This is a genomic window from Verrucomicrobiia bacterium (assembly GCA_035629335.1).
Taxonomy (GTDB): Bacteria; Patescibacteriota; Saccharimonadia; order Saccharimonadales; family Saccharimonadaceae; genus DASUUR01.
In genome coordinates this window covers 438,592-462,885 of sequence record DASPIB010000001.1, presented here as the reverse complement: position 1 = coordinate 462,885, position 24,294 = coordinate 438,592, and the positions used below count along the sequence as shown (strand labels likewise).

Below are 24,294 nucleotides of genomic sequence, written 5' to 3'. Positions count from 1 at the left end.
TACTATATCGGTGACAAAACCTTCAAAAAGAGGCGCACGTGGTTTGAGTGTCTATTCAAATCTGTCGGCTAATCGTCGTTCAAAGAAAGATGCGCGCGCCCGCCAAAAGGCAGAATATTTAGCCAGCTTACCAAAACATCCGGTCAAACGGTTTTTTTATAGGTTGCATCCGAAGCGCTTTTTTGCGTTTTGGTTTAGTCGCCGCGGGGCCTTTTTAGCATTAAAAATAGTGGGCGTGGCGGCGCTGTTTGTGGTCCTTTTTGTGGGTGCGCTGTTTGCTTATTTCCGTCAGGAATTAAATGCGATTCGACCAGAAGAAATCAACAAACGTGTCCAAACCACTGTCACCCGCTACTACGACCGTAATAACGTACTCCTCTGGGAAGACCGTGGCGATAAAGATTATCGACTGGTGGTTGAATCGAAAGATATTTCTAAATACATGAAAGACGCCACCGTCGCCATTGAAGACCGCGACTTCTATAAGCACAATGGCGTCAGTTTTACTGGCATTATGCGCGCAACGGTCAATAACATCACTGGCGGCGACACCCAAGGTGGTTCTACCTTAACCCAGCAGTTAGTTAAACAGGTGTTTATTAGTGAAGAAGAAGCTTTGGCGCGCGGCATAACGGGCATCCCAAGGAAGATAAAAGAATCAATTCTCGCAATTGAAGTAGAGCGGATGTTCACTAAAGATCAGATTCTGACACTGTATATGAACGAATCACCATACGGTGGACGTCGTAACGGTGTTGAATCCGGCGCCCGAACTTACTTTGGTAAATCCGCTAAAGATCTTAACCTAGCAGAAGCAGCGCTTCTTGCAAGTATTCCGCAACAGCCAAGTCGGTACGACCCCTACAACCAAGAAGGCCATGAAGACTTAGTCCGTCGCCAGCATACAGTGCTTGATAACATGGCAAGCCAGGGCTATGTTTCAAAAGAAGAAGCCGAAGCCGCTAAAAAAATCGACATTCTTGATAAAATTCGTCCCGAAGCCGATCAGTATAAAGACATCCGAGCGCCTCACTTCGTACAAATGGTGCGCAGTCAACTTGAGAATGAGCTTGGTAAAGCTACGGTTGGGCGCGGTGGATTAACTGTAAAAACCACCCTTGACTGGCGAGTACAGAAAGTGGTTGAGCAAGCAATCACTAATTTGTTTAATTCATCACTGCCAGCTTCTGCCAACTTTAACAATGGTGCCGCAACTATAGTTGATACGCCAACTGGTCAAATTCTTGCCCTCCAAGGTAGCCGAAATTACCATCACCCTGGCTACGGGCAAGATAACGCCGCAATTGCCTTTATCCAGCCAGGTTCAACCATCAAGCCGCTGGTTTTTGCGGCGCTCTTTAAGCAAAAACCCGAGGGCCAGCTGAACTTTGGTGCTGGTACAGTGCTACGCGACGAACCAATTAATCATATTTATCGTCACGTCCTAGAAAACTACGACCACCGTTTCCTGGGAGATTTAACGATTCGCCAAGGTCTGGCCCAATCACGTAACGTGCCGGCTGTGAAGGCAATGTATATTACCGGTCGAGATGCAACTATTCAAACTATTCACGACATGGGTGACAAAAGTTACTGCACGCAAGGCGTGGACCGCCAAGTGCAGTTAGCGGCGGCCATTGGTGGTTGTGGCTTGCGCCAGGTAGAGCACACGAATGCTTTTGCAACTTTTGCCCGCATGGGAGAATACAAGCCCCCAACCGCTATTCTGGAAGTAAAAAACACCCAAGGTGACGTCATTAAAAAATGGAAAGACGAAGGCAAACAGGTACTTGACCCCCAAGTTACCTATATGATCAACGACATCCTCAGCGATGACGTTGCGCGAGCCCCTTCCTTTGGTCTTGGCGCATCCGGGCTTAATGTTCCGGGTGTAAAAACCGCTACCAAAACTGGTACCTCGAACATTGGCGATTTTTCAAAAGACTTGTGGATGATGAGCTATACTCCCCGTGCGACCCTTGGTATTTGGGTAGGCAATAATGACACCTCTCCGATGAGCCATGCTCTTTCAAGCGTTGTTGGCCCGACTGTAAGCGAGATCATGGGGCCAATCCATACCGAGATTTTCCAACGCGATGGCAGCTGGAAACCCGGAGATTGGTTCCAGCGACCCGCGGGAATACAAACCCTAGCAGTTGCCGGGCGGACAGATATCTTCCCGTCGTGGTATTCAAAGAATCAAGGCATTCGTGGCCAAAAGATGGCTTTCGACACCGTCTCTAAAAAACGCGCTACTAATTGTACGCCGGCACATGTCCGTACTGAACTAACGGTACAAAAGGTGATGGACCCTGTTACCCGCCGCGAAACACTCATCGCTCCAAGCGGCTACGATGTCACTAAGCAAGATGATATTCATAAATGTAACGACGTGAAACCGTTTGTATCGTCAATAACTGCCGAGCAAGTGGGGACTACGGGCCAGTACAAGATTACAGCAAATGTCAACAAGGGCACTCATCCGCTGAAAACTGTTGAGATTAAGGTCGATGGGCAAACCATTGCCAGCTTCTCTGCTCGTGGTGGCGCCTCTTATAGCAAGCTCCATACCTTCACCACTGCCGGTAGCCATACTATTACTGTTGTTGTACGAGATGCTGCCGAGTATGAAACAACCTCATCGCAATCCCTCACCGTGACTCTAAATAATGGCGGAAATGGCGATCCTGGTGGTGGCGGCGGTAACCCTCTGGAGTAATCTAGAGCCCAAATAAAAATATCACCCTGCTGGAAGGGTGATATTTTTATTACAGAACCTACTTGATTATGAGCGGTCTTTATTAGCAAGCGAAATTAAAGCATCTTCGGCGCTATGGGACGTTCGGCGACGAGGCTGACTTGCCGGACGAGCGGGCTGAGTGGGTGTAGCCAGACCTTCGCTTGATGCTACCGTTGATTGCTTAGGCGGAACCGGTGTTACAGCTGCTTCCTGACGTTTCTGGTTGCCACGCTTTTTATTGTTCTGGCTGTTATTTTGTGCACCTTGCTGCGTGCGCTTTTGCTGCGCCGGTTGTTTTACTGGCTGTGGTTGGCTCTTGATCTTCTCGGCTGGCTGCTGAGGCGAATGCGATCGTGATGACTGCTGTTCTTGCCCAACCATTCGGGCAAACATCATCCGGCCAGCTTGCGTTTGCAGATTACGAGTAAATTCAACTTTTACGTCACGTCCTATCAGCTTATGGCCATTTTCTACTACCACCATGGTGCCGTCTGGCAAGTAGCCAACAGCTTGCATTGGGCCTTGGCCAGCTTGAACCAGCGATATAGTTGACTGTTCGCCGGGTAAATAAGAAATACGCAGTGCCTGAGCCAGCTCATTGATGTTTAATACTGTTACTCCCTCTACCTGGGCTACTTTGTTTAAGTTATAGTCGATAGTACTTAGCTGGGCGTTATAGCGCTTCGCCAGTCGGATAAGCTGCGCGTCAACTCCATCTACCGGACGTTCATCTTGCAGAATCTTTAAATCAATGTGTTTCATTTGTTGCAGTTCTTGCACCACATCGAGGCCGTGGCGGGCACGGGTTCGCTTTTCGTGATCTGCCATATCAGCCAAGTATTGCAGCTCGGCAATCACACTGCGAGGCACAATAAGCTCAGATCCGGCAAAGCCCGCTCGGGCGATTGCCACAATTCGACCATCAATCAGTACCGACGTGTCTACCAAGGTCGCGGTGCCGCTTTTTCGGAGCCGGGGCGCAGCATTAGAGGTTGCGACCAAATACGCCACACCAGCAGTTATAAGTAATAATAAGGCTATAACAAGCCATTCAAAAATATCCATCTGATATCCTTTATTTTATTAATTTTGTAGATAATCGACTAATGCCTGTCGGAGGTCTTTCACTTCGTGCACGAAAGAGGATTGTGGCCGGACTGGTGGCGCGATGGCAAAAGAGAAGCCAAGTTTTTTCGCTTCGGCGATGCGGCGTTCGGCGCTATGTGTCGAACGGATTTCACCGCCAAGACCAACTTCGCCAAATACAACCGCTTCATCGCTTAACTTACGACCGGCGGCTGCCGAGGCAATCGCCATGCAAACTGCTAAATCAGCAGCTGGGTCTTGTAGCTTTAAGCCACCAACAACGTTAATGTAAATATCTTTATCCGATAAGTTCAGTTTCGTACGTCGTTCGAGAACAGCGACTAGCAAGTTTAATCGATTTAAATCAAACCCTGAGGCTGTGCGTTTAGGATACCCGAAATGCGTCGAATTAACAAGTGCTTGAATCTCTACCAGTAGCGGACGCGTGCCCTCCAGCGTGGCGAGCACAATTGATCCATCGGCATTTTGCCTTTCTGCCAGTAGTGCAGCCGAGGGGTTATCGACAGTCTGCAGCCCGCGGTCGGTCATTTCAAATAAGGCTGCCTCACTGGTTGAGCCATAGCGGTTTTTGACGGCTCGCACCACTTTAAAACCACCGTAGCGGTCGCCCTCAAATTGCAACACCACATCAACCAAGTGCTCAAGCACCTTCGGCCCGGCAATACTTCCCTCTTTGGTGACATGACCTACCAGGACCACTGTTGTAGTGGTTTCTTTTGCCGCCCGAATGATAACATTACTGGCGTTCGTTATTTGACTCACCGTCCCCGGTGCTGAAGCAATTTCCGCCAGGCTGACGGTTTGCATTGAGTCGACAATCACAAACCTGTAACTTCCCTGGCGAATTGTGGCTGCAATGTCATCGGCGCTTGTGGAAGCCGCTAGCGCCAGACTCTCATCGGCAGTTGCGCCTAAGCGCTCAGCTCGTAGTTTAATTTGTCCAGCCGATTCTTCACCACTCACATATAAAACCGGCGCGTGTTTCGCCACTCGCGCAGCTGTTTGCAAAAGCAAAGTACTTTTCCCCATGCCCGGCTGCCCGGCCATCAGCACTACGCCGCCCGGCATAAAACCGCCACCAAGCACTTCATCAAGTTCGTCGAAACCACTTTTTAAACGCCTCGACACTTCTTCGGTTGCGACTTCGGCGAGCGATGACGCTTTGAGCACCGTGCCGCTGCTTTTCGCTACCACCGACTTCCCGAGTGCTTCAGCTGCTTGTTCTAAGAGGCTATTCCAGGCGCCACAATTATCACAACGCCCCGACCATTTGGTGTGGGTAGCGCCACATTGTTGGCAGACGTATCGAGTTTTCGCTTTTACCATATGTAGTATAGTGTAACAGATTTAGACTGCCGGCACCGGCTGAGCAGTGCTGTCGAGACTACGATGAATACTCTCAGCCTGCAGCTGCAAGGCATCAAGCTCTCGCTTTTTGCGCTCGTAGGTATCGTGCGCCGCCTGAATTGCCTGGTATTTTACCGCCAACGCTTGCTGACGCGTCACTAATTCGGCCCTGGCGGCATTGAACTCATCAATTGAAGCAAAGCCACCCTCACGCTCGGATCGGGCGTTAAAAGCGGTAATATCTGCCGTTAATGCGCTACTTTCAGCGTTATAGCTGCCGGTATCACGGTTAATTTGGTCAATCAGGGCGTTTATTTCGCTAATAAGCCGATCTTGGGTGTTTTTAAGATCTGTAAAGACAGTTTCATATTGCCTAAATAGCGCGACTACAGCCTGACGATCAACGAAATACTGTTTGTAGTAAGCCTCAAGCTCGGGGGTTAAGCGTTCTCTTTCGGTGGCAAGGATCGAATGTAATTCATTATCTTGCACTGTTTGCGGTTCGTTCTTGTATACCGCCAGCCGTTTTTTAAAGTCAGCATCGGTGATTGACTGCGCCTGCGCCCGGAGCAGCGATACAATCTCTTCCCGTTTAGCACCTGGTAAACGCTCGTAAGCAGCATGAAGCATCTCATGGGCGGCAGTGACCTCTTTAATGCCGTCGAGGCGCTTATCGTCAATATTATAAACGTAAATCTGCTGGTTTACGTAGCAGCCAAGCGTCACGGCTTCAGTGTGATGGTTCACGCACGTAGCGTTAAATTCATCTCGATCGCTGAGCTTTGGCTGCGAAGCGTAGAAGTAAAACCGGCCACTTTCTGTGAGCTGGGCGCTCTGGCTAATGGCGGCAACTTCTGCTGAAGGCTTGAATTGCCAGACCGTGAATTGATCGATCAGCCACTGGCGATTGAGCAAGCCAAAAATAGCTAGCCCGATCACCACCATGCTGATGATCGGCTGTAATAGTGTGCCCCGGCGCCGCATTATTCTGGTTTTACAGCTACCGCTAGTTTACCTTTTTGCATGGTCGCGAGTAGGACATCGCCTTTATCGAAGCTTCTATCCAGAATGCCTTCGGCAATGGCATGTTCAAGTTCTTCTTGCAGCACTCGGCGTAGCGGACGAACACCGTATTTTGCGTCATACCCCTTATCAAGCAAGAACCGCTTGGCACTTGGCGTTACGGTAACCCGCAAACCCTTTAGCATAAGTCGGCGCTGCAAATCTTCAAGTTGTAGATCGAAGATTTTCCCAACTTCTTGCCGCGATAGTGCGTGGAAGACGATCACGCCGTCAAAACGGTTAATGAGCTCAGGACGCATCATGCGACCCAGTGCTTCTTTAGCGGCGGCAGCGTTTTCTTCATGCGCTCGTTCGAGCTGAGTTTGATCGTCTTTGCTTTTTGAAGCTGCAAAGCCAAGCGATGCTTCTTTGTACATTCTTTCTGCACCAAGGTTACTGGTAAGAATGATAATGGTGTTACTAAAATCGACCGAGCGACCTTTGGCGTCCGTTAAGCGGCCGTCTTCAAGTAACTGTAGCAACAATTGGAACACATCGGGATGCGCCTTTTCGATTTCATCAAATAGCACTACACTGTAGGGTTGGCGGCGAATTTTATCGGTCAGCTGACCGCCGTCCTCGTAGCCAACGTAGCCAGCCGGCGCACCGACCAAACGGCTCGTGGTATGGCGCTCGCGGAATTCACTCATATCGATTTTTATCAGCGCGTCATCCGAACCGAACACTTCGCGAGCGAGTACCCGGGCAAGCTCGGTTTTACCAACACCAGTTGGCCCCATAAACACGAACGAACCAATTGGCCGACGGGCGTGCGCAATACCGGAACGGCTGCGGCGAATCGCCCGAGCCACCTGTTCGATGGCCTCTTTTTGACCAATCAGGTGCTTGGTGAGGTGTTTTTCGAGCGATTTCATGAGCTTAGCTTCGGAAGTCACCACGCGCTTAACCGGAATACCGGTCATGGTTGAGATCGCCCCGGCGATATCATCGGCAGTTAACACAATTTGTTTTTCGTCCGCTAAGCTTTGCTTCATTTCGGCAATTTTGTCGTTCAGCTGACTAATGCGCGTTTTATAGAGCGCTGCCCGCTCGTAATCTTCGGCCGCCACGGCATCTTCCATTTTTTCGTTGAGTACCGAGATTTGCCGGCTATATTCACGCAACTTCGAAGGTCGCTTGGCATTGGCTAACACTCGCGCCCGCGATGAGGCTTCATCGATTACATCTATGGCTTTATCTGGCATAAAGCGCTCGCTCACATACCGGTTTGCCATATGAACGGCGTTTTCCAGCACTTCGTCGCTGAGCGCGACACCATGGTGTTTTTCATAGTAATGCCGCAAGCCCTTCAGAATGGCGATCGTATCCGTTAGGCTGGGTTCGGGCACAGTGATTGCTTGTAGACGGCGCTCGAGGGCGGCATCTTTTTCGACGTAACGGCGATATTCATCAAGCGTGGTGGCCCCAATCAGGCGCATTTTGCCGCGCGCCAGGGCGGGCTTGAGCATATTGGCGGCATCAAGTGCGCCTTCTGCGGCGCCTGCGCCCATCAAAAGATGGAGTTCATCAATAAAGACGATAATATTCTCGTCGTTGCCAATTTCTTCAATGACTTTTTTGAGCCGTTCTTCAAACTCGCCGCGATATTTCGTGCCGGCAATCATTCCTGCAAGATCGAGCTGAATCACCCGTCGATCAAGCAGATGGTCTGGCACCTCTTCTTTCGCGATGCGCTGCGCAAGCCCTTCGACAATTGCCGTTTTACCAACACCCGGCTCACCAATAAGTACCGGATTGTTTTTGGTGCGACGGGTCAAAATGGTAATCAAGCGCTCAATCTGTACGTCGCGGCCAATTACAGGGTCAAGCGCGCCCTCGCGGGCCTTGGTAGTAAGGTCGTCACCAAAGACTTCCAACATGCCTTTACCTTTGCGCTTACGGCTTTTGGTAGTGGCATCGCCCGAGCTTTCATACTCGCCCTGCTGGCGGCCCAGGTAATTTTCGATTTCTGCTAATAGTTCGTCGACATTCACCTTCATGTCCCTGAGTAGCACGGTAGCGCGGGCATTCTTTTGACTTAAAATACTATACAAAATATGCTCGGTGCCGCAATAATCCTGGTTAAATTCCTGGGCGATATCCCAGCTCAGTTTTAGCGTAAGTTTTGCGGTTTCGCTTAAACCTTTTGCGCCGGTACTCACTACTAAGGTGCGTGGTGTTAGATTTAGGGCTAGTTGGGCTCGATCGAGCGTGATACCAGCGTCAGCGAGTAGCTTGGCTCCTACCGATGTATCTTGACTTAGAACCCCTAACAACAGGTGTTCGGTGCCGATATAAGCACTGCCGAGGCTGCGCGCGATAGCATCTGCATGCTGCAAGCTATTGCGTGCATTATCGGTCAAGTGCTCTAAAAATTCTGAAAAGCTTTCAGGCATAATAGATGTCAACCTCCAAAGTGGTGTCTTTTGATAATACCATATTTTTAGTATATGAAATTAGCACTCTATATGCAAGAGTGCTAATTGACTTTTTTGGCAGTGTCGAACCTAAGCCTATTCGTTTTATTTAGTTGATTCTTCAATCACATCAAGCAAACTATCTTCAATGTTCTTTCGGGGTTTCTTTTCTTGGGTTGCGCCACGGGCAGTTTCAATATCAAGATCGTAGCCGGTCAGTTTGCTCGCTAGACGGACGTTCTGGCCACCACGGCCGATTGCAATCGATTGCTGGCTTTCATCGACAAACACTTTAGCGCGCTTTTCGCCGTCTTTCGCAAGCTCAATAGAATGAATGTTAGCTGGACTCAGCGCATTAGTAATAAATATAATCGGATCCTCGCTGAAAGTGACGATGTCGATCTTTTCCTGTTCGCCAATCTCATTCATAACTGCCTGCACCCGGGTACCGTGACCACCAACAAAAGTGCCTACTGGGTCAACGCCTGGCACAGTAGAATGAACGGCAATTTTTGTGCGCTTACCGGCTTCACGAGCCAGACCCTTAATTTCAACGGCGCCGCTTTCCATTTCGGGCACTTCTTGACGGAAAAGATATTCCACAAAGGCTTCGTTTGCGCGGCTAAGAATGAGCTGCGGGCCGCGATTGCCACGCTCAACGTCTTTCAAGTAGACCTTAATACGAGCACCGACGCTGTAGTATTCACCAGGGATTTGTTCGCTGGCGGGCAAGATGCCGGCAGCTTTGCCGAGCTCTACACGCACCAAGCGCGGCTCAACACGCTGTACGGTACCGGTAATAACAGTACCGATTTTATCAGCAAATTCTTCAAGCACCACTTCACGCTCAGCCTCACGAAGCCGCTGTAACACCACTTGCTTGGCAGTCTGGGCTGCAACGCGGCCAAAGGTTTCGGCTTCTTCAACAATTTCTACGGTGCCGCCAACTTCGGCATCAGCGTTGATTTTCTTGGCATCTTCAAGGCTGATTTCAGTGCTATCGTTGATAACTTCATCGACAACTTCTTTTGAAATGTAAATTTTTGTAGCGCCGGTGTTCGCATTCATCTCGGCACGTACTTCTTGATCGCGCTCACCATGATCGCGGCGCCAGGCGGCGGCGAGGGCCTGCTCGATAATGCCCATAACCATATCTTCAGGCAAATTCTTTTCGTCGGCAATAGTCCGAATAGCCAGCGCGAGTTGTTTGACGTTAATTCCATCCATAATAATATCTCCAGTTACAGTTAGTTGTTATGAAAAAGTCCGACCTTCCGGCCGGATCAACTACTGTTAGTATACTACATGTAGGCAGAGCCTGCCAATAGGCTTTTCATAAGGATAATTTTCTGTTTTTTGTGAATAAAAAGTTATTTCTTATCTTTTGGCACTTTCCCACCTTCTCTACGTGCCTTATCTAAGCCAATTGCCACTGCCTGCTTTTGGCTTTTTACTTTTTTGTCACTCTTTCCGATGGTAAGTTCGCCACTTTTCATCTCTTTTACTGCTTTTTTAACTTCTTCTTGAGCCTTTTTGCCGTATTTAGCCATGTCACTGTTCCTTTGTATTACTGGTATCTCTATTATACCCTCAGCGCGCAGTCAGCCATTTTACAAAACATTCTTCAATTTGCTACTATGTCAACGACTTCGCTATGAAGGAGATCACAGCGTGCCAACACACACGTATCATCCAGAAATTGATGACGACACAGCCTTGCTGCTCGTTCGAAACGCACTCATAATTCGTGCGACTGCAATCGAAGTCGTGGCGTCAGCCGTCAAGGCGCAGCCTGGCGCACCAAAATATGGCACCATCGTCACGCCATCAACCGTGAGCAATGCTGCGTTCACCAGCACCGGCCTTGGACTGGTCGTATCAGACGACCTCCCGGACTATGTCGTCACACCCTGGGGCGCACTTCGTATTGGTTCGTCATCCACCGAAGAACTGGAGTATGCATGGACGATAATCGAAAGGCTTGGGACCGAAGGAATTGAACTTGGATTTGACGATCCTTGGGGTGATCCGCGACCGTCCTGCAAAGTGATCTCGGTTAAAGGCACGAAGCTGCCACCCGCTCAATTTGATTACCGCAGATTCAAGACTTTTACGCAGTCGGTGCAGTCCTTCCAACGAGCGCTCCATGCAGTAACCAGCGAGCGCAGAAAGTAGCCTGCGTGGCCTATGGAATTAGACATCCCATAGGCCTCTTTAATGCTATTGCTGCGGGCACCGTATTGCTGCAGGCTTACCCTGCGCGCTTATTTCGCTTATAATGCAGTACAGTAAGAGCCGAAAAAGGAGATAAGTAAATGCATACCGTGCCTCGCCTTGTTAATCAGTTTCGCCCCACTAATTATCACCTGCAGCTGCGCCTCGAACGCGAACAGCGTCGCTTTAGCGGAACAGTGCGCATCGTTGGCGAAAAACTTGATGACAGTGCGGTTATTTCACTGCATGCAAAAGACTTAAAAATTCTTGCCGTGCAGATTGATGGCCATTCGGCTGATCACGAGCACGCCGAGCTTGATGAACTTCGCCTCACTGCTCCTGGCCTTACGAGTGGCGAACATACAGTTGAAGTTACCTTTTCAGGCGCAATTACCGATGCCATGCACGGCATGTATCCCTGTTACTTTACGCATGACGGCCAGAAGAAAGAACTGCTTGCTACACAGTTTGAAAGCCATCATGCGCGTGAGGTTTTTCCGTGTATTGATGAGCCGGAAGCCAAGGCAACCTTTGATGTCACACTTGAAACCGAGCCCGAAGTGGCCGTCATTGGCAACATGCCAATTAAAATACAAACTACTACTGCTAACAGCCTCGTCACAACTTTTGAAACCACGTCGCGCATGAGCACCTACTTACTGGCCTTCGTCGTGGGCGAGCTCCAAAGCCTTTCGGGCACTTCTAAAAGTGGCGTCACTACCACCATTTGGGCAACAAAAGCCCAGGCAGCTCGTAGCTTACAGTTTGCACTTGATACCGCCGTCCGCACGATAGACTTTTTCAACGACTATTTCGGCATTCCTTACCCACTGCCAAAAGCCGATCATGTTGCCCTGCCCGACTTTTCTGCCGGCGCCATGGAAAACTGGGGGTTAATTACCTACCGCGAAGCCGCCTTGCTGGCAGATGCTCAAAATGCCAGTCTTGAAAGCCAGCAGCTGGTAGCGGCAGTCATCGCTCACGAACTCAGCCACCAGTGGTTTGGTAATTTAGTCACCATGCGCTGGTGGGATGATTTATGGCTCAACGAAAGTTTCGCGAGCTTAATGGAGTATGTGGCGCTCGATGCACTGTTCCCCAATTGGCATTACTGGGAGCACTTTACCAGCCGTGAATCACTACCAGCTTTACAGCGTGATAGTATCCCCGGTGTGCAAGCCGTCAAAACGCCAGTTAATCACCCCGACGAAATTAGTACTTTATTTGACCCGGCGATCGTCTACGCCAAGGGCGCCAAAGTGTTGCGAATGCTACGGGCTTATATTGGCGATGAAGCCTTTCGGGCAGGGCTAAAACGCTACTTCTCAGAAAACGCCTACAAAAACACTGAAGGCAAAGATTTGTGGCACGCCTTAGAAAGCACGGCTCATAAAAAGGTTGAGCAATTTATGGCCGCCTGGATCGAACAGCCGGGCTTCCCGATGATTCAGGCTTCCCTTGAAGGTAAAAAGTTGCATCTCCAGCAGGCACCCTTTAGTATCGGCGTCACACCCATTACTAATAATGATGCACGGTGGCCTATACCGCTCGGCGGGCTGCAACCAGCCACTACGTCTCTGCTAGAAGACAAATCAACTCTCGTTGAAGTCGATACCGAGCAGCCACTACTCTTAAATCATGATGACACCGCTCATTTTATTACCGCTTATGATACTACCCTCCGCATGCAACTAACCAGTCGCTTAAAAAATGGCCAGCTCACCGTCGTCGACCGCTTAAATATCCTGAATCAGTATATGCTGTTAGCCCGTGGCCGGGTACAATCGGCCAGTGAGCTCGTTCAGCTTTTACCTGCTTATGCTGGCGAGGCTGCCGCGCCGGTGTGGCAGCTTATTGGTGCGGCATTTGGGCTGCTCGAGCGCTGCATTGAGCCCGACACCAAAGCAGAAGCTAAGCTTCATAAGCTCATTCAAAGCATCACCTGGCCGCTCTATGAGCAGCTGGGCTGGGAAAAGCGCGCTGAGGACACCGAAAACGATATTCTGCTTCGTAACACCATCGTTGGCCTACTGGTACACGCCAAAAATCCCGATGTAATTGCCAAAGCTCAGGCAGTTTTTACCCCTGAACTTGAAACCCTAGATGGTAACCTGCGCAGCAGCATACTAACAGCCGTCATCTTGCGGCATGAGCATCCTGAAAAAATTGCGACAACATTGCTTGAAACCTACCGCACTACAGCTGCAAGTGATATTAAGCAAGACATTGTCGCTAGTCTTGCAAGTGCTCAAAGCCAAACAATTCTGGAAACAGCCCTAGCCGCGCTCACCACTGATACAGTACGCCCTCAGGACGTTCGCCGCTGGTTCTTGTGGCTACTGAGGAATCCCCGTGCTCGCAGCCAAACCTGGCAGTGGATGAAGACAAATTGGCAATGGATTGAAAGTACTTTTGCGGGCGACAAAACCTATGATATCTTCCCAACTTATACGGCTAACTACCTGCAAACTGCAGCCGAACTTCGCGATTACCAAGAGTTCTTTAAAGAATTACGCCAACAGCCAGCGCTTTCGCGGGTGATTGCAGTGGGGGAAACTGAGATTCAAGGTCGCGTTGCCTGGCTTGAAGCCGATGCCTCGAAGGTCCGTAGAGCGCTCGAATCGCTCGCTGACTAAACTTCGGGGAGCCAAGCGGCAACTTCAATTGGCGCGCCGCTTAAAGAGAGCGCTGACAGGCTGTAATTTTCGGCAGTTAAACCATTCTCTTGTAGCCACAATTCAGCTGCAAAGCGCATTTGGCGGAGTTTTTGTGCGGTCACAGCTTCAACCCCACTCCCTGCTGCGTCGCTGCTGCGATACTTTACTTCCACAAAATAAATCGTACTGGCTTTTCTGGCTATCAAGTCAATCTCGCACCACCGTGTTCGCCAATTGGCGGCCAGCACCTTAAAGCCTTGGTTACGTAGGAACGCCGCGGCTTGCAGCTCGGCTTGTCGGCCCACAGTTCGTTCAATGGTACTGACCGGCTTAAAAAGCTCTGTCCGCTCCACAAGTGGCGCAAAGGTCATTCGGTGCAAGGGTGTGACGCCATGCCGCCGTAGCGCCTCTTGGTGACCTTGGGTGCCATAGCCAACATGGCGGTCAAAACCGTGGTGCGGAAAGGCTTTTGCAACCTGTTTCATATAAGCATCACGCGCGACCTTAGCAATCACTGAGGCTGCCGACACACTCGGCACTAAAAGATCAGCCTTTTTCATTAGCGTCACCCGAGGATCGTCGACTAGTTTTATGGTGCCGTCAATAATAATTTCTTTAAAAGAAGCATCGAGTGCCGTAAGGGCTTGCCGGGCGGCTTGCTTTAATGCCCAGCTTAACCCGCGAGCATCAACATGAGCGGCCGAAACCCAGCCCAAGCCGATAGCTTTTGCCTTGCGGCGAATATCATGGGCGATTACTTCCCGTTGTTTGGGCGTCAATTTTTTGCTATCGGTGAGGCCAGCTATTTTGGCGCCATCAAGAATCACCGCACCCACCACCAGCGGTCCCGCCCAACAACCGCGGCCAACCTCATCTATCCCAACAATCATACGGCCATAATAAAATACCCTGCCAAAATACTCAACTGGCAGGGTATTTTATTATTGTGAAAGAGATCTTAAGCTTCAGCTTTTTTCGTAGACTGCTTAGCGTCGGTGTTGACCGCGTTGATTTTTTCGCGGTCAAATGCAACTGGCTTAAGCCGGGCACTTTTACCACTTCTTTCGCGGAGAAAGCTAAGATAGTTGCGGCGAACCTTACTGCGCTTAACTACTTCAACTTTATCAACTAGCGGGCTGTGCAGCATAAATCCTTTTTCAACGCCCACGCCGCTCGTCACTTTACGAACAGTAATTCGGCTCGTTAAAGATTGCTTACGATCGGTACGAATAACCACACCTTCAAAAATCTGGATTCGCTCTTTGTTGCCTTCTTTAATTTTTTGGTGAACACGCACGGTATCGCCGCTGCGAACATCGACAACAGCGGTCTTTTTCTGCGCATCATTTACTCTCTTGATGAGTTCAAACATGAGTCTCTTTGCCCTTTTAGCTTTATAACTGTAATCAATGAAGGATTATAGCACAATATTTCTTTTTTTGAAAGTTACCATAAAATATCTTTTCTTTTCAAACGCTTGTAGCAAAGAGGATTTTGCCACCACAAAGCTGAAATGCTTTATCTGGGAAGAAAATTCGAAAATACCCTTCCCTTTCGAGGGAGCATCTGTTAGGCTTGTGGCGTGTCGAAGCTACGCGTTATGCACCAGATACCAGAGTTTGATCGTCCGCGCGAAAAAATGCAAAAGAAAGGGCCGGCGCATCTTTCTGATTTTGAGCTGCTTGAGGTCATTATTGGTAGTGGTAATCATCGCGTAAGTGTAGGGCAAGTCGCTCGACAAATTCAGCGACTACTCCGCCAAGGTAACGAAGAGCTGACAATCGAGAAGCTTATCGGTCTCCAAGGCGTGAGTATTGCGCAAGCATCGCGGATTCTCGCTAGTATAGAGCTAGCCAGGCGGCACCTCGTGCTGGATGCATTGCCTCTACGTACCTTTCAAGAATATATAGGTCGTCTTGCTGAAATACGGCACAAACAGCAAGAATACCTTATTTGTCTTTCGCTTGACGGTGGCCAGCGCTTAATTGCTCAGCGCACCGTAACGATTGGCACACTCGATGTTGTATTAGCGCACCCCCGAGAAGTGTTTGCTGATCCAATTGCAGATCGAGCTGCCAGCGTTGTAATTGCTCACAATCATCCCTCTGGTGATTGTGAGCCAAGCGAAAAAGACGTTATTCTTACCCAACAATTGGCCGCTGCGGGCCAGCTCCTTGGCATTCCGCTTCGCGACCATATCATACTCACAAAAACGTCCGCCTTCAGTTTTCGTCAGCAACATTTGTTATAAGAGGATACACAAGAAATGGCTACCCGTTATTTTGAGCTTCGCTCACTACAAAAACCAACCACCACACTCGCCGCTGATATCGCCCGGCATATCCAACTGCGGCAGCGGCTCGGTAGTGCGCTCATAATTTGTGAAAATCCACACGCATTACTCAGTGCGACGCGCAAGCAGTGGCTCCGGCTGAGCCGGCAGCTGCAGCTCAAGCGTGCCGCAACACTCAATACTGAAGAAATCTTGCGGTTGACGCACATTATTGTCCTTATGCAAAAAATGAGCTTTGTTGCTAAAACCCCCGAGGAACGACCAAATGCACAGGTGTATTTTGTCACTCCAGAAGAAGCAGCCAGCATGCCGGCAAGTTGCTACACATTATATATCACCCTTCCGCCCTCGCTGCCAGTTGCGCCGCTCATTAGCAGCATGCCCGCCGCCAGTTTAGTAGTTGATTACACGACTCAGTTACCGATTGCCGAATTTGCACTGCACGATAAGCAGGAGCTCGAAGCACTATTGCTCGAAAAATGGCAGACAATGGAAGCGCTCCTTGCGAGTCGCGGCATTACTGTTGAGCTACTGGCCTCCCAGGATCCAACCACGCTTTCACTGCTCGATCACGCCATTGATTCCTTGCTTGAAATTAGCAGCCAGTTCCTTACGGCTGCCTTTGAACTGCAGCACGCGGTTGATCTTGCGCAGCCATTGGTCACAGTTTCTGCAGAAAAACAGAAGGTATTCCTCATCGTCACGCGTTTAGCCTACAAAGTACAATCACTTTCTTCTCCGATGCTGCAAAACCCATTCATTTCTGATTCATACTTCCTCCGGGACCACGCCAGTGAACAAGATCCGTTACAACCTGGCATTGGGATATTTCAATCTCCTCGATTTATGGTTAACCTGTTATACTAGCTTTATTATGAATAGTGATGAGCTTGCCCTACAGTTACACAAAAAATTTAAAGGCAAAATAGCCACTTCGCTACGCGATACCCCAGATAGCCGCGAGAAGCTAAGCGCCTATTATTCGCCTGGCGTGGCAGCTATCAGTAAGCTTATAGCCGAAGATCCCTCACAACTCCGAAATTACACCTGGACCAACAACCTAGTGGCCGTTATTTCTAATGGCTCAGCGGTTCTCGGGCTTGGAGATATTGGCCCTAAAGCCGCAATGCCGGTAATGGAAGGAAAAGCGCTTCTTTTTAAACACTTTGCCGGTATTGATTCAGTACCGATTGTACTAAACGCGACAACCGCAGATGAGATTGTCGAAACTGTCAAACGGATCGCACCCAGTTTTGGCGCTATCAACCTTGAAGATATTGCCGCGCCGATCTGCTTTGAAGTAGAAGCTCGACTAAAAGAAGAGTTGGACATACCGGTCTTCCACGACGACCAACATGGCACAGCCGTAGTAACACTCGCCGGCATCATTAATGGCCTAAAAGTAAAAGGCGAAACAAGCATCCAAAATCAAAAGATCGTGGTGGTAGGTTCGGGTGCAGCTGGCACAGCGATTGCCAAGCTCCTCAACTTATACGGCGCCAAGGATATTATTGCCGTTGACAGCAAAGGCATTATAGGGCCGAAGCGCAGTGATTTAAACGCTGAAAAGCAACAATTGCTCGCCTTTAACCAACTTGGGCGTAATGGTCAACTAGAAGACGCTCTTGATGGCGCTGATATCTTTATTGGCGTGTCTAAGGCGGGCCTACTCACCCCCGAGCTTATAAAGCGCATGAACCCCAATCCAATTATCTTTGCACTGGCGAATCCAACGCCCGAGATTATGCCCGATGTGGCTAAGGCAACTGGTGCGGCGATTGTCGCCACCGGCCGCAGCGACTTTCCTAACCAGGTGAATAATGCCGTGGCTTTCCCCGGAATTTTTAGAGGAGCTCTTGATAACGGCGTCACAAGAATCACCGACCAGCACAAAATTGCGGCCGCTGAAGCCATCGCTTCGCTGGTTGAAAATCCAACGGCCGATACAATCATACCGAGCGTTTTCGATGACCGACTAGTGCCGACCGTTGCAAAAACCATTATCTAAATTAGCGCTTACTTCAATCAAAAAACTTACCCCCACAGCTTGTTAGCCATGGGGGCGAAACTCAGGTTGGCAGCGAGGCCAACGCCTGGCGGAGCAAGTCAGGCAGGCTTACCATCGCCTGCCGATACTTCGGCCCGACCGATGAATGCCTTAGCAGTTCATCGAACGCAGCAATAAACTCTGCATCGGACATAGCTTCAATATCTAGATCTAGATCTGGCTCTGTCTGGCCAGGCAGTAGCGCTAACCGGCTATACACTTCCTGAAGGACCTGCTCGCCAAGTTGGTTACGTGGCAGCCCGCGCTCTTCGATAATTGTTGCGTAGCTCTCTACAAGGTCACGGTAGGCACTGCGCAGCAGCGGAAACGACGGCTCCAAGGCGGCACATTTCACGACTGCACGATACAGTCGCTGTGCATATTCCTGCACTTAGCCAGAGCTCCTTCGATTGCTCGAAATGAATCGATTGTATAATATTATACAATAGTTATGAAATAAATTCAAGAATATCCATTTAAGTATTGTTTTCGGCTATATAACCCGATTTATCTCTTCTAAGGTCGTCTCCCCGGCCAGCGCGCGCAGCACACCCATTTGCAGTAAGCTTATCATGCCCTCTTTTTTAGCAGCTTTTTCAATAACATCGGCATTGACATCCAAAATATCGCCACGCAGGAATTTTTGAATTTCGGGGCTAATTATCATTTGCTCCATCAGAACAATTCGACCCTTAAAACCAAAGGGCGAATCTGGCGTTTCAACTGGGCGCCATAAATAAATTTCATCGAGGTTTGGCCGCTCGGCATGTTCAGGTAGATCTTTTAGCACCTCACGAATCCAGCGCTTTGTGGCGTCGTCCGGTTCGTACTTTTCTTTAGTGGCGTCGTCTAACTTTCGCACTAAGCGCTGAGCAATAACCATTCGAATCGCCGTGCTGAAGATCGGATTAATACCAATTAAATCGATCATCCGACTAAAGGCTGTCGCGGCGTTGCTGGCGTGAAATGTGCTCAGCACGAGATGCCCAGTGATTGACGCCTGAATAGCCGTCCGGGCAGCATCGGCGTCGCGAATTTCACCCACCATCACCACATCCGGGTCGAGCCGCAACACCGCCCGCAGTTTTTCAGCAAAGCTATCACCTCCGGTTGTATCTACTGGTATTTGGCTGACACCCGAAATACTATACTCAACCGGATCTTCAAGAGTAATAATCTTGCGATCAGGCTGGTTTAAAGCAGTAATCATGCTATACAGGGTTGTCGATTTACCCGAGCCGGTTGGTCCTACCACTAACACCATACCGCGTGGATGCGACACGACCTCATCGAGTGCCTTGCGCTCCCAGTCCGGCAAGCCAAGTAACTCAAGCTTCAGTAATGACTCGTCAAAGTTAAATAACCGAATCACAATATCTTGGCCGTAGATAGTTGGGATAGTTTCGATACGCATGTTCAGTAAGTGCGATTTGCCGTCTTTGGTGAGTTCCTGCTGCATATGACCCGATTGCGCATCAGTAGCAGCGGTAGAAATGTTGCTTTTTGAAGCAATTGAAGCCTGTAGTACACGGTATTTATCTTTTGATATAACAGCCACGACATGCAAGGCGCCGTCCACCCGAAACCTAATGCGCACATTTTCGCGCTGGCATTCAAGGTGGATATCGCTAGCATTTAAAGTATCGGCTTGCTGGATCAAATAGTTAAGCACGTCATCACTGCGTACCGATTCCAGCGTATTCGATACTCGCTCGAGAGTGGTGCTATCGCCTTCTTGAGCAATCTTAACGTCGTCATAAACAACTTCTTTTGGCGGATCAAAGCGACGCATAAAAGCCCAGAAGCCGCTGTTGCTTATAAGCACCAGTTGCACATTAAAACCACGGTCGTTATAGCTTTTTGTCAGATTTTTCACCAACGATTGCGGCGTTGAGCTAGTGATGCCAAATACATACGGGTTTTCGTCGTCGCCAACTTTCAATGGCACTAAGCGGCCTTTATACATCACATCAATCGGCAACACATTTTGCGCGAGTGAGGTGGTAGCTTCAATGTCTCGGGTGTCAAGATATTCAACACCCAAAATTGCCGCCCGCTGCATTGTATTGCGCTCATCTTGTTCTCGATGACGCGCTTGAAGTTGTAGATCGTCCATTACATCTATTGTATATGAAGCCATAAGTTTTTTCGACTGGTAAAATAGAGGTATGAATGATTACCCGCTGGTTTTAATAGCGCATAATATCCGCTCGACCCATAACGTTGGTGCTATTTTTCGCACCGCCGAAGGTTTTGGGATTAAGAAAATTTACCTTGGCGGCTATACGCCTTACCCAGCCACCCCGCAGGACCTACGCCTACCCCACATCACCGAAAAAATCACTGCTCAAATTAGCAAAACCGCTCTTGGCGCCGAAGAACTGGTACCGTTTGAAGCCTACCGCGATATCGACGGCTTGTTAACGAGCTTGAAGCACGGCGGCTATACCATCATTGGCCTTGAACAAGATGAAAAGAGCCGGCCGCTACAAAATTTTTCACCCACTGGGCCCACCGCCATCCTTCTGGGTGAAGAAGTTGCCGGTATCGAGCCGGGGCTTCGTGCCCAGTGTGATAGCTTGCTGGAAATTCCGATGCTTGGCAAAAAAGAATCTTTTAATGTCAGTGTCGCTTGCGGCATCGCCTTGTACGCCTTCAGAACTCAGTAGAACTTACTTGACTATCACACAGTTCTCGCCATAAATTGCCGAGAGGTGCGTAGTGAGTTCTGGAGTAGGATCGGTTTTAAACGGCAAGCGAATAGCTGACTTTTTATCTTCGCCGAGCACCAGCACGACTTCGCTGGTACCAGGATAGCCATTGAGAGCTTGTTTCATTTTAAGCAAGCTGTCTTGATCGTCGGGGTTCTTGATATGCACATAGAGCTTACGAATGGTAGTCTCGAGTGGTTTGTACGTCACTGGTGGGGCATCGCTTTTTGGTGGCGCTGTTTTTACTGCGGTAGCGGTGGCAGTTTTACGAAAACCACCCCGGTTATTCTGCGCTGCCGGTGCGGCTTTTGGCGCCTTCATTTTTTCGCCAGTGGCCTCGTAGCTATCGAGCTCTTCTTCGGTAATAATCATGACTTCATCGGCGATAATCTTCGCTTCACTGAGCATGTTGCCCTCACGATCTCGGGCATTCACCTTGCCTTTTACCCGAACCACCGCGTCCTGCTGCAGTTTGGCGCCTACTTCTTCATACAAGTTTGGGAAAACAATCACCTCGCCTTCGCCGTTTTTATCCTCAACGCCCACAAAAGCCATCTTTGTGCCACTTTTTGTCAGGATTGTCCGAACGGTGGTAATAACGCCGCCGACAATAGCCGTTTTGCCATCAAGCTCGGGCTTTAGCTCGGTAAGGGGCATAGTTTGTTCCTGGAAATAGGCGTCGTATTTATCAAGCGGGTGCGCACTGAGGTACAGCCCGAGCAAATCGCGCTCCCACGTTAGCTGTTCTTTTTCTGAATACTTCGTGGGGGCAGGCTCAATTTTAACACTCGGCATTACCGCCTCGCCAATCAGGCTGCTGAACAAATCGGTTTGCCCGCTGAGAGCTTCTTTCTGGAGCTTACTCGCAAAGCTAAGGATAGTATCGAGATTAAATAATAAGTCCGACCGATCACCCATTCGATCAAACGCACCGGCCTTAATAAGCGATTCCCACACTCGTCGGTTAACTTTGCTAGTGCTGACACGCTTGGCAAAATCCTCAACGCTCTTAAATGGCCCGTCGAGTTCGCGCGCTCGCAAGATTTCTTCTACCGCCGATACACCAACGCCTTTGACGGCCGCCATGCCAAAACGGATCTGCTGCTTGTCTTTCACCACACCAAACTCAACAAAACTTTCATTGACATCGGGCGATAACACTTTTATACCCATGTGCTTGCACTCGGTGATTTCAATAGCCAGTCGGTCAATATCGTCTTGGTCGCTGGTCATCAGTGCCGCCATGAAGGCATCCGGGTAATGCGCCTTTAAGTAAGCCGTCCAATACGAAATTAAGGCGTAACAAGCCGCATGACTCTTGTTAAAACAGTAGTTAGCGAATTCTTCTAGCTGTCCCCAGAATTTTTCTGCCATCGCCGGGTCGGCATCACTATGCTTAACCGCCCCCTCAATAAACTCCGGTTTTACCTTCATCATGAGATCGATTTTTTTCTTACCGACCGCTTTACGAAGCGTGTCGGCCTGACCGCCGGTAAAGCCAGAGAGATCCTTGGATATCTGCATAAACTGCTCTTGGTACACCAATACACCATAGGTGCTGGCCAGAGCATTTTCCATTTTTGGATGCAAATAGGTAATTTCTTCTTCACCGTGCTTGCGGCGAATAAAAGTATCGATAAACTGCATTGGCCCAGGGCGATAAAGAGCCACCATCGCAATGATATCTTCAAACACGGTGGGCTTTAATTCACGCAAATAGCGTTTCATGCCAGCCGATTCAAGCTGGAACACGCCGGTGGTATCGCCGCGCTGGAATAATTCATAGGTTTTTTGGTCGTCGAGCGGCAAAGACGAAAGGTCAATATCGGCGCCGTACACCCGCTTAATGATTCGCTGGGCATTATTAATAATTGATAAGTTCGATAGCCCTAAAAAGTCCATTTTTAGGAGGCCCAGTTCTTCAACCGGACCCATTGGGTACTGCGTAGAAACCACACCTTTTTGGGCCATTTCAAGCGGTGCAAATTTTACAATTTCATCCGGTGCGATCACCACACCGGCGGCATGAATACCGTGCGAACGGTTGGTGCCTTCAAGACGCATAGCAAAATCGATCACCTGTTTGGCGGTTGGATTCGTTTCGTATTCGCGCTTTAAGTCTGGATCTTGCTCAATGCTAACTTTCAAAGGAATGTGACGGCCTTGTACCGGCGCCGGGATGAGCTTTGCTAGTCGGTCGGCGTCGCTATAGGGCACCTGTAATACGCGGGCAACATCGCGCACGGCTGCTCGGGCGGCCATTTTACCAAAAGTCACAATGTTGGCCACGCGGGCGTCACCATATTTGCGAGCACAATACTGAATCACCTCGTCGCGGCGGGTATCCTGGATGTCGATATCGATATCAGGCATCGAAATTCGGTCGGGGTTCAAGAAACGCTCAAAGAGCAAATCATATTTTAACGGGTCCAGATCGGTGATGTTTAAGGCGTAGGCAATAATCGAACCGGCAGCCGAACCGCGGCCCGGGCCAAAAATAATCCCTTGGTTCTTTCCCCAGTTAATAAAGTCCCAAATAATCAAGAAATAGCCATTGAAGCCCATTTTATCAATGATACCGAGCTCATATTCCACGCGTTCGACTACTGCTTCACCGACTGTTTGGCGAGCTTGCTCAATCGATAGCGCCCCAGCGGCATCCTTTGTGGTACCGCCATAGCGCCAGGCAATACCCTGCCAGACTAATTCATCCAGATAAGTTTTTTCACTGTAGCCTTCGGGAGTAGGAAAGGTTGGAATTAAAATGCCACCCAGCTCAATCTCGACATTGCAGCGATCGGCGATTGCTTTAGCATTTGAAATATATTCTGGGTGATCCTCGCCCCAGCGGCTAATTAGCTCGCGGGGATCGGTGACGTGTAGGTGAAAATCCTTCAAGCTCATTCGGTTTTCATCGCTTAAATAGGCACCCGTACCGACACAGAGCAGCACTTCATGGGCATCGGTATCACCTTCATCAAGGTAGTGGGCATCGCAAGTAACAACGCCAGGAATGTCGAGTTCTTTAGAAAGTCGCATCAACCCTTCGTTGATTTTGATCTGCTCATCCCACGACTTCGGTGCCTCAGGGTGACCGTGGTCTTGCATTTCAAGATAATAACGATCACCAAAAATCGATTTGTACCACTCAGCGATGCGCTTAGCTTCATCGTAATTACCGGCGCGCAAGTTTTCGCCCAATTCGCCACCAGCACAGGCGCTTAAGGCAATTATTCCTTCGTTGTATTTTTCAAGCAGATTGTGGTCAACCCGCGGCTTGTAGTACATGCCTTCAAGATTAGCGGTGCTCGAAAGCTTCATTAAGTTTTGATAGCCCGTATTGTTCATAGCGAGCAAAATTAAATGATAACGGGCTTTATCTTTGGCAGGGTCGCGGTCGTGGATTGTGCGGGCCGCGACGTAGGTTTCAATACCAATAATTGGTTTTACGCCCTGGTCTTTGCAGGCTTTATAAAATTCAATGGCACCCGAAAGCGTCCCGTGATCGGTCATGGCAACGGCTTCCATGCCGAGCTCTTTTACTCGGGTAACCAACTCGTCAACCTTGGTCAAACCATCAAGAAGACTGTGATGCGTGTGATTATGCAGATGCACATAATCAGACGGCTTCAATTCAGCCTGCATTAGTCAGAATCCCCTCCAAATCACCTTTACTTAGCCTTATTATAGCAACTATGC

Annotated in this window: 18 protein-coding genes; 7 read left to right on the top strand and 11 right to left on the bottom strand. The window is 49.4% G+C overall.

Annotated features, from left to right (window positions below; all coding sequences use genetic code 11):
* Nucleotides 1-10 precede the first annotated feature (10 nt).
* Nucleotides 11-2,719, top strand: a complete 2,709-nt coding sequence (locus VD907_02570; GenBank protein HYG83737.1) for a transglycosylase domain-containing protein — start codon at nucleotides 11-13, stop codon at nucleotides 2,717-2,719.
* Between the two features lie 66 nt (nucleotides 2,720-2,785).
* Here VD907_02570 and VD907_02565 read toward each other — a convergent pair whose 3' ends face one another.
* The 6 genes from VD907_02565 to VD907_02540 all read right to left on the bottom strand — a co-directional run bounded on the left by VD907_02565 (nucleotide 2,786) and on the right by VD907_02540 (nucleotide 10,223).
* Nucleotides 2,786-3,805, bottom strand: coding sequence for a PIN domain-containing protein (locus VD907_02565; GenBank protein HYG83736.1), 1,020 nt, complete (start codon nucleotides 3,803-3,805; stop codon nucleotides 2,786-2,788).
* 18 nt (nucleotides 3,806-3,823) lie between these two features.
* Entirely contained in the window at nucleotides 3,824-5,173 is a 1,350-nt protein-coding gene (gene radA, locus VD907_02560) for a DNA repair protein RadA (GenBank protein ID HYG83735.1), read from the bottom strand.
* Between the two features lie 21 nt (nucleotides 5,174-5,194).
* A complete protein-coding gene (locus tag VD907_02555) occupies nucleotides 5,195-6,178 on the bottom strand; it encodes a hypothetical protein (GenBank protein HYG83734.1) in 984 nt (327 codons plus the stop codon).
* Entirely contained in the window at nucleotides 6,178-8,652 is a 2,475-nt protein-coding gene (locus tag VD907_02550) for an ATP-dependent Clp protease ATP-binding subunit (protein HYG83733.1), read from the bottom strand. Before VD907_02550 ends, VD907_02555 begins: the two co-directional genes overlap by 1 nt.
* Nucleotides 8,653-8,778: 126 nt before the next feature.
* Nucleotides 8,779-9,900 carry a transcription termination factor NusA gene (gene nusA / locus VD907_02545; GenBank protein HYG83732.1) on the bottom strand — a complete coding sequence of 374 codons (1,122 nt, stop codon included), beginning with the start codon at nucleotides 9,898-9,900 and terminating at the stop codon, nucleotides 8,779-8,781.
* Nucleotides 9,901-10,043: 143 nt separating this feature from the next.
* Complete coding sequence (locus VD907_02540; GenBank protein HYG83731.1) at nucleotides 10,044-10,223, bottom strand: DUF6496 domain-containing protein; 180 nt, start codon at nucleotides 10,221-10,223, stop codon at nucleotides 10,044-10,046.
* A gap of 121 nt (nucleotides 10,224-10,344) precedes the next feature.
* Between VD907_02540 and VD907_02535 the strand changes: the two genes are divergently transcribed.
* A complete protein-coding gene (locus tag VD907_02535) occupies nucleotides 10,345-10,848 on the top strand; it encodes a hypothetical protein (protein HYG83730.1) in 504 nt (167 codons plus the stop codon).
* Between the two features lie 140 nt (nucleotides 10,849-10,988).
* Nucleotides 10,989-13,523 carry a M1 family metallopeptidase gene (locus VD907_02530; protein ID HYG83729.1) on the top strand — a complete coding sequence of 845 codons (2,535 nt, stop codon included), beginning with the start codon at nucleotides 10,989-10,991 and terminating at the stop codon, nucleotides 13,521-13,523.
* On the opposite strand, the gene VD907_02525 is transcribed toward VD907_02530, so the two are convergent.
* A complete protein-coding gene (locus VD907_02525) occupies nucleotides 13,520-14,434 on the bottom strand; it encodes a ribonuclease HII (GenBank protein HYG83728.1) in 915 nt (304 codons plus the stop codon). The two genes, VD907_02530 and VD907_02525, sit on opposite strands and share 4 nt — an antisense overlap.
* 68 nt (nucleotides 14,435-14,502) lie before the next feature.
* Nucleotides 14,503-14,916 (bottom strand): 50S ribosomal protein L19, encoded by a 414-nt coding sequence (gene rplS, locus VD907_02520; GenBank protein HYG83727.1) that lies wholly within the window; start codon nucleotides 14,914-14,916, stop codon nucleotides 14,503-14,505.
* A gap of 228 nt (nucleotides 14,917-15,144) precedes the next feature.
* Between rplS and radC the strand changes: the two genes are divergently transcribed.
* Genes radC through VD907_02505 form a run of 3 tightly spaced genes read left to right on the top strand, consistent with a single transcriptional unit; the run spans nucleotide 15,145 to nucleotide 17,845 of the window.
* Nucleotides 15,145-15,795, top strand: a complete 651-nt coding sequence (radC, locus tag VD907_02515; protein HYG83726.1) for a DNA repair protein RadC — start codon at nucleotides 15,145-15,147, stop codon at nucleotides 15,793-15,795.
* Between the two features lie 15 nt (nucleotides 15,796-15,810).
* Nucleotides 15,811-16,704 carry a hypothetical protein gene (locus tag VD907_02510; protein HYG83725.1) on the top strand — a complete coding sequence of 298 codons (894 nt, stop codon included), beginning with the start codon at nucleotides 15,811-15,813 and terminating at the stop codon, nucleotides 16,702-16,704.
* 7 nt (nucleotides 16,705-16,711) lie between these two features.
* Nucleotides 16,712-17,845 (top strand): NADP-dependent malic enzyme, encoded by a 1,134-nt coding sequence (locus tag VD907_02505; GenBank protein HYG83724.1) that lies wholly within the window; start codon nucleotides 16,712-16,714, stop codon nucleotides 17,843-17,845.
* 61 nt (nucleotides 17,846-17,906) lie between these two features.
* Here VD907_02505 and VD907_02500 read toward each other — a convergent pair whose 3' ends face one another.
* Together VD907_02500 and VD907_02495 are read right to left on the bottom strand one after the other, a co-directional pair.
* Entirely contained in the window at nucleotides 17,907-18,275 is a 369-nt protein-coding gene (locus VD907_02500; GenBank protein HYG83723.1) for a hypothetical protein, read from the bottom strand.
* A gap of 102 nt (nucleotides 18,276-18,377) precedes the next feature.
* Nucleotides 18,378-20,000 (bottom strand): ATPase, T2SS/T4P/T4SS family, encoded by a 1,623-nt coding sequence (locus VD907_02495; GenBank protein HYG83722.1) that lies wholly within the window; start codon nucleotides 19,998-20,000, stop codon nucleotides 18,378-18,380.
* Nucleotides 20,001-20,052: 52 nt separating this feature from the next.
* Between VD907_02495 and VD907_02490 the strand changes: the two genes are divergently transcribed.
* Complete coding sequence (locus VD907_02490) at nucleotides 20,053-20,553, top strand: TrmH family RNA methyltransferase (GenBank protein ID HYG83721.1); 501 nt, start codon at nucleotides 20,053-20,055, stop codon at nucleotides 20,551-20,553.
* Nucleotides 20,554-20,556: 3 nt separating this feature from the next.
* On the opposite strand, the gene VD907_02485 is transcribed toward VD907_02490, so the two are convergent.
* Complete coding sequence (locus VD907_02485; GenBank protein HYG83720.1) at nucleotides 20,557-24,240, bottom strand: DNA polymerase III subunit alpha; 3,684 nt, start codon at nucleotides 24,238-24,240, stop codon at nucleotides 20,557-20,559.
* Nucleotides 24,241-24,294 lie beyond the last annotated feature (54 nt).

Excerpts from the sequence above, each read along its gene's own strand:
- VD907_02565 (HYG83736.1), bottom strand. The coding sequence starts at position 3,805 with ATGGATATTTTTGAATGGCTTGTTATAGCCTTATTATTACTTATAACT.
- radA (HYG83735.1), bottom strand. The coding sequence starts at position 5,173 with ATGGTAAAAGCGAAAACTCGATACGTCTGCCAACAATGTGGCGCTACC.
- VD907_02555 (HYG83734.1), bottom strand. The coding sequence starts at position 6,178 with ATGCGGCGCCGGGGCACACTATTACAGCCGATCATCAGCATGGTGGTG.
- VD907_02550 (HYG83733.1), bottom strand. The coding sequence starts at position 8,652 with ATGCCTGAAAGCTTTTCAGAATTTTTAGAGCACTTGACCGATAATGCA.
- nusA (HYG83732.1), bottom strand. The coding sequence starts at position 9,900 with ATGGATGGAATTAACGTCAAACAACTCGCGCTGGCTATTCGGACTATT.
- VD907_02540 (HYG83731.1), bottom strand. The coding sequence starts at position 10,223 with ATGGCTAAATACGGCAAAAAGGCTCAAGAAGAAGTTAAAAAAGCAGTA.
- VD907_02530 (HYG83729.1), top strand. The coding sequence starts at position 10,989 with ATGCATACCGTGCCTCGCCTTGTTAATCAGTTTCGCCCCACTAATTAT.
- VD907_02525 (HYG83728.1), bottom strand. The coding sequence starts at position 14,434 with ATGATTGTTGGGATAGATGAGGTTGGCCGCGGTTGTTGGGCGGGACCG.
- rplS (HYG83727.1), bottom strand. The coding sequence starts at position 14,916 with ATGTTTGAACTCATCAAGAGAGTAAATGATGCGCAGAAAAAGACCGCT.
- radC (HYG83726.1), top strand. The coding sequence starts at position 15,145 with ATGCACCAGATACCAGAGTTTGATCGTCCGCGCGAAAAAATGCAAAAG.
- VD907_02510 (HYG83725.1), top strand. The coding sequence starts at position 15,811 with ATGGCTACCCGTTATTTTGAGCTTCGCTCACTACAAAAACCAACCACC.
- VD907_02505 (HYG83724.1), top strand. The coding sequence starts at position 16,712 with ATGAATAGTGATGAGCTTGCCCTACAGTTACACAAAAAATTTAAAGGC.
- VD907_02495 (HYG83722.1), bottom strand. The coding sequence starts at position 20,000 with ATGGACGATCTACAACTTCAAGCGCGTCATCGAGAACAAGATGAGCGC.
- VD907_02490 (HYG83721.1), top strand. The coding sequence starts at position 20,053 with ATGAATGATTACCCGCTGGTTTTAATAGCGCATAATATCCGCTCGACC.
- VD907_02485 (HYG83720.1), bottom strand. The coding sequence starts at position 24,240 with ATGCAGGCTGAATTGAAGCCGTCTGATTATGTGCATCTGCATAATCAC.